Below are 6,601 nucleotides of genomic sequence, written 5' to 3'. Positions count from 1 at the left end.
TCTCGGGCTCGAAGCTCACCGGACGCCACAATCTGGCGAATCTGCTTGCGGCCGTCGCTGCGGCCGAAGCCTTCGGGTTGGGTGCCGCGCAGATCGAGGCGGGAATCGCCGCCTTCAAGGGACTGCCGCATCGCTGCGAGTTCGTTGCCGAGGTTTCGGGCGTCAGCTACTTCGACGATTCCAAGGGAACGAACGTCGGCGCCGTGTGCGAGAGCCTCAAGGGCTTTGCCGGGCCGGTCATCCTGGTGGCCGGCGGCGTGAGCAAGCACGGCAGCTACGCGCCGCTCGTGGAGGCCGCGCGTGGGCGCGTGCGCGCCGCGCTGCTCATCGGTGAGGCGGCGGCCGAGATGGCCGAAGCACTCTCCGAAGTATGCCCGAGCGAGCAACTCGGCAGCATCGAGGACGCCGTCGCGCGCGCCGCGGCGCTTGCCGAGTCCGGCGACGTGGTGCTGCTCTCACCCGCTTGTGCGAGCTTCGACATGTTCAGGAACTACGCCGAACGCGGGGATCGCTTCGCATCGGCAGTCAGGGGGCTGGCCGCATGAGTTCGATGCAGGGCACCGCCTCCACCGTTTTCCCGCACGAAGTGGGCGCATTTGATCGCTCCATTCTCGTGTGCGTGCTCATGCTCGCGTGCCTGGGGCTCGTGATGGTCTACTCGGTCAGCTCGGTGCGCGGCGCCGAGACCCATGCCGACGGATTCTATTTTCTCAAGCGCCAGGCGGTGTACCTGCTCATCGGCCTTGGCGTGCTCATGGCCAGCATGCGCGTTCACGCGGCGACCTGGCGGCAGGCCGCGTATCCGGCACTGCTCGTCGCGCTTGCGTTGCTGGTCCTCGTGCTGATCCCCGGTATCGGCGTCCAGGTGGGCGGCGCGCGCCGGTGGATTCGCTTCCCGGGATTTTCGGTTCAGCCGGGCGAGGTCATCAAGATCGCGATGGTCCTGTATATGGCGCGCTCGCTCTCGCGCAAGAGCGACAAGATGCACATCTACAGCGTCGGCGTGCTGCCGCACCTCATCGTGCTGGCCATTGTGGCCACGCTGCTGCTGGCCGAGCCGGACCTTGGCACGGTGCTCACGCTCGGAATGGTGTGCGGCGCGATGATGTTCATCGGCGGCGCGCGCATCAAGCACCTGGCGCTCACTGCGCTGCCGGGCGCCGTGGCGGCGGGCTTGCTCATCTGGCACTCGCCCTACCGGCTGCGCCGCGTGCTGAGCTTCCTCGACCCGTGGAGCAGCCCGCACTCGGATGGTTTCCAGATCATTCAGAGCTTCCTGGCATTCGGTTCGGGCGGCCTGACGGGCAGGGGACTCGGCGATTCCCAGCAGAAGCTCTTCTTCCTGCCCGAGGCGCACACCGATTTCATCCTCTCGGTGATCGGTGAGGAACTGGGTCTCATCGGCGTGGGATTCGTAATCATCCTGTTTGCCATCATCGTGGTTCGCGGCCTGCGCGTGGCGCTGCAATGCGACGACAGCTTCAGCGCGCTGCTCGCCGCGGGGCTGGCGATCCTGATCGGAATCGAAGCGTTTACGAATGCGGCGGTGGTCATGGGACTGCTGCCGACGAAGGGACTGACGCTGCCACTGGTGAGCTTCGGCGGCAGCTCATTGATCGTGAGCCTGTGGGCCTGCGGAATTCTGCTGAGCCTCTCGGCAAGGGGATGAGTGATGGACGACCGCGACGAATGGAGCTGGGACTGACCCGGCAGGGAAACGGAAACGAATTGACGCAATGGAACGCGCACTCAAAATGATGATCGCCGGCGGCGGAACCGGCGGGCACCTCTTCCCGGGCATCGCCATCGGGGAGGCCTTCCTGCGCCTGGCTCCAGGCGGCAGTGAGATCCTCTTCGTGGGAACGCCCCGCGGGATCGAGGCGCGCGTGCTTCCCGAGCGAAACCTTCCCCACGAGTTTCTCGAAGTGGGGCAGCTCAAGGGCCTGGGCCTGATGCGCAAGCTGGCGACGCTCTTCAGCCTGCCGCTCTCGCTTTTCAAAGCCATGGGAATCATCCGCCGCTTCTCGCCCGACGTCGTGATCGGCGTGGGCGGCTACGTCTCGGGACCGGTGGTGCTGGCCGCGCGGCTGCTCGGCAAGAAGACCGCCATCCAGGAACAGAACTCCGTGCCCGGGCTGACCAACAAAATCCTCGGCCGGGTGGTGCACACCGTGTTCACCGCTTTCGAGGCCGCGCGCGAGGCGTTTCCGGCGCGCAAGGTTGTGTTCTCGGGCAACCCGGTGCGCGAGGAAATCATGAAGCTTGCGGGCGAGCGCCCCGCGCTGCCGGCAAAGCCCGCAGTCGTTGTTTTGGGTGGCAGCCAGGGCGCACGCGCCATCAACGAGGTGATGCCCGAGGTCTACCGCACGCTCGCCGAAAAACACGCCGGGCTTGTCTGGACCCACCAGAGCGGCGCCGCCGAGTTCGAGCAGACGGCCGCGCGCTACGAAGGTGCGCCAGGCACGCCGCGGGTCGAGGCATTTCTCTCCGACATGGGCAAGGTCTATGCCGGCGCGAGCCTCGTTGTGGGGCGGGCAGGGGCCTCGACCCTTGCCGAGCTCTGCGCCATCGGTCGCGGCAGCGTGCTCATCCCGTTCCCCTTTGCGACCGACAACCATCAGGAAGTAAACGCCCGCGAACTCGAAGGCCTTGGGGCCGCGCGGGTGGTGATTCAGAAAGAAATGAGCGCCGATGGGCTATCGGCACTGCTGGACGAGCTACTTGGCGCGCCCGGCAAGCTCGAAGACATGGCAGCGCGCGCGCGTGAGCACGGTCGTCCCAGGGCAGCCGAGGACATCGCGGGCGCGTGCATCGCCATGGTGAGTGAAAGGTGAGGGTCTAGAAATGTACGGACGAATCAAACAGATCCATCTGGTCGGAATCGGCGGCGCCGGCATGAGCGGCATCGCCGAGGTATTGCTGGCGCGCGGCTACCGCGTGCGCGGCTCGGACCTCAAGGAATCGGAGACCACGCGGCGGCTTGTCGCCATGGGCGCCGAGATCGCCTTCGGTCACAGCGCGGAGAACCTCGACGATGCCAACGTGGTCGTCATCTCCAGCGCCGTCCCGGCGAGCAATCCCGAGGTGATCGCCGCGAAAGAGCGTGGCATTCCGGTCATCCCGCGCGCGGAGATGCTCGCCGAGCTGATGCGCATGAAATACGGCATCGCCGTTGCGGGCACCCACGGCAAGACGAGCACGACTTCGCTGATTGCCAGTGTGCTCACCGCCGGCGGCATCGACCCGACGGTCGTCGTCGGCGGCAAGCTGCGCTCGGTGGGCTCGCACGCCACGCTGGGCGCGGGCGAATTCTTCGTGACCGAAGCGGACGAGTCCGATGGCTCATTCCTGCTGCTCACGCCGACCATCGCGGTCATCACCAACATCGATCCAGAACATTTGAGTCATTACGGCTCGATGGAGCGGGTCCTGGAGGCCTACACCACCTTCGCCAACAAAGTCCCCTTCTTTGGCGTTTTGGTAGCCTGCCACGATCACCCCACTCTCCAGGACCTGCTCCCCAGTATCCGCCGTCGGGTGATGACCTACGGCCTCTCGGCCCAGGCCGACGTGCGCGCCGAAGAGCTCGAGTTCCACGGCTCGCTGGCGACCTTCACCATCGTGCTTCGCGGCCAGCCCCTGGGCCGCGTCACCCTGCGCGTGCCCGGGCGCCACAACGTGCTCAACGCGCTGGCATCCATCGCGGTTGCCTGCGAGCTGGAGATCCCCTTCCGGGCGATCAAGGAAGGCCTCGAAGATTTCGAGGGCGTGCATCGTCGCTTCGAGATCAAGGGCGACATCGACGATGTGCTTTACGTGGACGACTACGGCCACCATCCCGAGGAGATTCGCGCAACGCTCTCGGCGGCCAAGGGCGGGTGGAAGCGCCGCGTGGTGGCGATCTTCCAGCCCCATCGCTACTCGCGCACGCAGGAGCTGCTCGAGGACTTTGCCCGCTGCTTCAACGACGCCGATGTGGTGTTCGTGACCGACATCTATGCGGCAGGCGAGAAACCCATCGAGGGTGTGAGTGCCGAGAATCTGGTCGCGGCGGTGCGCCGCCACGGCCACAAGAATGTTCATCATCTGCCCGATCCCGAGGCGGAGCTGGCAAAGATCGAAGCGGCGCTCGAGCCGGGCGATCTGTGCCTGACCCTGGGCGCGGGCAACATCGGTCGCACCTGCGACCAGCTTGTCGGGCGCGCGCACGAGCGTCGCGCGCGGGAGAATGCGTAAGGAATGCTTGCCGTGAGCAAAGAGGTGGACGCCATGGAGGAACTCGCCGGAGCGCTTGAAGCGCTGCTGGGCGGGCGCCTTGTGCGCGGCGCCTCGCTTGCAGAGCGTGTGGGCTACCGCGTGGGCGGCGCCGCCGACCTGCTGGCCGAGTGCTGGAACGAAGATGAACTCTCTCAGGCGCTCGCCGCGGCCCACGGCGCGGGCGTCCCGGCCTTCGTGCTCGGGCGTGGGACGAACCTGCTGGTGCGCGATGGCGGCATTCGCGCTCTGGTGATCGTGCTCGAGGGCGCGCTCGCCGGTTACGAGCGCGTCGAAGTGCGCGCCGACGGCAGCAGCATCGTCAAAGTGGGCGCCGGGATGACGACGGGCGCGCTGGTGCAGCGACTGACAAAAGACTGCCTGGGCGGCGCGGAGTTTCTCGCGCTCATTCCGGGAACCATGGGCGGCGCGGTGCGCATGAACGCCGGCGCCCACGGCGGAGAGATGAAGCACATTCTGAAGGACGTTCGGATCGCCGGGCCCGACGGGAGCATCGAGGCGCGTGAGGCGCGCGCCCTGGGGCTCAGCTACCGGAACTCGTCGCTGGCTCCCGAGGAGATCGTGGCGAGCATGCAGCTTGTTCTGCAGCCGAGCAGCGCGCAGGAAATTCGCGGCATCGTGCGCGAGCACGCCGCCTACCGCCAGAAGACGCAGCCCACGAATGAGCCCAATGCCGGGAGCGTATTCAAGAATCCCGAGGGTGACTACGCCGGGCGGCTCATCGAGCAGGCCGGACTCAAGGGCCTTGCCGTGGGCGGCGCGCGCGTCTCGGAAAAACACGCCAACTTCATCGTCACTGGTGAAGGGGCGAGCGCCGCAGACGTCGAAGCGCTTGCGGAGAAAATGCGCGCCGCCGTCGAAGAGAAATTCGGCGTGCGCCTGGAACTCGAAATCAAGATCGTCGGGGAGAGCCTCAACTAGATGAAGATCAGCAAGGACATGAAGGTCGGCGTGCTGCTGGGCGGCCTTTCCAGCGAGCGGGAAGTCTCGCTCCGCTCGGGAACCGCGATGGCGGCGGCCCTCAAGGCGCGCGGCTACAAGGTTGCCACCATCGACGTGGGCCGCGACCTGCCCAGCAAGCTCACGCGCGCGAAGATCGACGTCGCCGTCAACGCGCTCCACGGCAAGTGGGGCGAGGACGGCTGCGTGCAGGGGCTGCTCGAAGTGATGGGCATTCCCTACACGGGCTCGGGCGTCGTTGCCTCGGCCATCTGCATGGACAAGGCGGCGACCAAGCGCATCCTCTCGGCGGCGGGACTCTCGACCGCCTCGTTCATCGAGCTGCGCATCCCCGCCAAGGGGGTTGCGGCTTACCTGGAATCGGTGGAGTCGCCATTTGGCTACCCGGTGGTGGTGAAGCCCAACTCCGAGGGCTCTTCGGTCGGCGTGGAGATGGTGCAGCGCGCGGGCGAATTGCAGCGCGTGCTCAAGGGCGCGGCGCGCAAGAGCAAGCATCTGCTCCTCGAAAAGTTCATCGCCGGGCGCGAGCTCTCGGTCGCCGTGCTCGATGGAAAACCGCTGGGCACGGTGGAGATCAAGACGCGCCGGAATTTCTACGACTACAAGGCGAAATACACCAAGGGCGAGACCGAATACCTGGTGCCCGCGCCGCTCGATGCGGTGGTGGAGCGCCGCCTCATGGACGAGGCCGCGCGCGTGCACACGCTGCTGGGATGCCGGGGCGTGAGCCGCGTGGACTTCATCCTGGCCGAGGGGCTCGAGGGCAACATCCTGGAGATCAACACGCTGCCGGGAATGACCGAGCTCTCGCTCGTGCCGAAGATCGCGGCGGGAGCGGGCTACAGCTATGAAGATTTGTGCGAGGAGATTCTAAAGGGCGCGTCCCTCAGCGTGGGCTGAGCGCGTGAAATAGAGCCATGGCGAAGAAGAGCACCAAAAAGCAGAAGACGACCAGCCCCGCCGCGGCGCGTGCCAGGCGGATGCGGCGCAGTCGTCTTCGCAGCGTGGCCGGCGGCCTGCTGCGCATTTTTGGCAAGCTCGCGCCCATCGGTCTTGTGGCCGGCGCGCTCTACGGCGCGTGGTGGGGCCTCGGGGAGTGGAAGACCTTCTCGGTGCAGCGCGTGGCCGTGCGCAGCAATCTTCATGCGGGCGCCGAGGACATTCTGGCGCTCTCGAATCTCTCGTCGAAGGACAACCTGTTCCGCATCGACTGCAGCGAAATCAAGGACCGGGTGGAGAGCCACCCATGGATCAGCCAGGCGGCCGTCTACAGGCGCTTCCCCTCGACCATCGTGATCGACGTGAGCGAGTGGCGCCCGGTGATGGCGGCCAACAGCGGGGAGGGCACCCTGCACCTGGTGAGTGA

General features: G+C 66.4%; 7 protein-coding genes. All 7 read left to right on the top strand.

What is annotated here, in order from left to right:
* The coding region (murD, locus tag KDH09_03075) for a UDP-N-acetylmuramoyl-L-alanine--D-glutamate ligase (GenBank protein ID MCB0218652.1) at positions 1-545 on the top strand (545 nt) is incomplete at its 5' end.
* A 5-nt stretch (positions 546-550) separates the two neighbouring features.
* A complete protein-coding gene (gene ftsW, locus KDH09_03070) occupies positions 551-1,669 on the top strand; it encodes a putative lipid II flippase FtsW (protein ID MCB0218651.1) in 1,119 nt (372 codons plus the stop codon).
* 67 nt (positions 1,670-1,736) lie between these two features.
* The gene (gene murG, locus KDH09_03065; GenBank protein ID MCB0218650.1) at positions 1,737-2,834 is read left to right on the top strand and encodes an undecaprenyldiphospho-muramoylpentapeptide beta-N-acetylglucosaminyltransferase; all 1,098 of its coding nucleotides are present in this window, start codon (positions 1,737-1,739) and stop codon (positions 2,832-2,834) included.
* Between the two features lie 10 nt (positions 2,835-2,844).
* Positions 2,845-4,236: a UDP-N-acetylmuramate--L-alanine ligase gene (locus KDH09_03060; GenBank protein MCB0218649.1), complete on the top strand. Its 1,392-nt coding sequence runs from the start codon at positions 2,845-2,847 to the stop codon at positions 4,234-4,236.
* A gap of 12 nt (positions 4,237-4,248) precedes the next feature.
* A complete protein-coding gene (gene murB, locus KDH09_03055; GenBank protein ID MCB0218648.1) occupies positions 4,249-5,196 on the top strand; it encodes a UDP-N-acetylmuramate dehydrogenase in 948 nt (315 codons plus the stop codon).
* Positions 5,197-6,135, top strand: a complete 939-nt coding sequence (locus tag KDH09_03050; protein ID MCB0218647.1) for a D-alanine--D-alanine ligase — start codon at positions 5,197-5,199, stop codon at positions 6,133-6,135.
* Between the two features lie 17 nt (positions 6,136-6,152).
* The coding region (locus KDH09_03045; protein MCB0218646.1) for an FtsQ-type POTRA domain-containing protein at positions 6,153-6,601 on the top strand (449 nt) is incomplete at its 3' end.

It is taken from the genome of Chrysiogenia bacterium (assembly GCA_020434085.1).
In the GTDB taxonomy this organism is placed as follows: domain Bacteria; phylum JAGRBM01; class JAGRBM01; order JAGRBM01; family JAGRBM01; genus JAGRBM01.
This window is presented reverse-complemented; position numbering and strand designations above follow the sequence as displayed.

Excerpts from the sequence above, each read along its gene's own strand:
- murG (MCB0218650.1), top strand. The coding sequence starts at position 1,737 with ATGGAACGCGCACTCAAAATGATGATCGCCGGCGGCGGAACCGGCGGG.
- KDH09_03060 (MCB0218649.1), top strand. The coding sequence starts at position 2,845 with ATGTACGGACGAATCAAACAGATCCATCTGGTCGGAATCGGCGGCGCC.
- KDH09_03050 (MCB0218647.1), top strand. The coding sequence starts at position 5,197 with ATGAAGATCAGCAAGGACATGAAGGTCGGCGTGCTGCTGGGCGGCCTT.
- ftsW (MCB0218651.1), top strand. The coding sequence starts at position 551 with ATGCAGGGCACCGCCTCCACCGTTTTCCCGCACGAAGTGGGCGCATTT.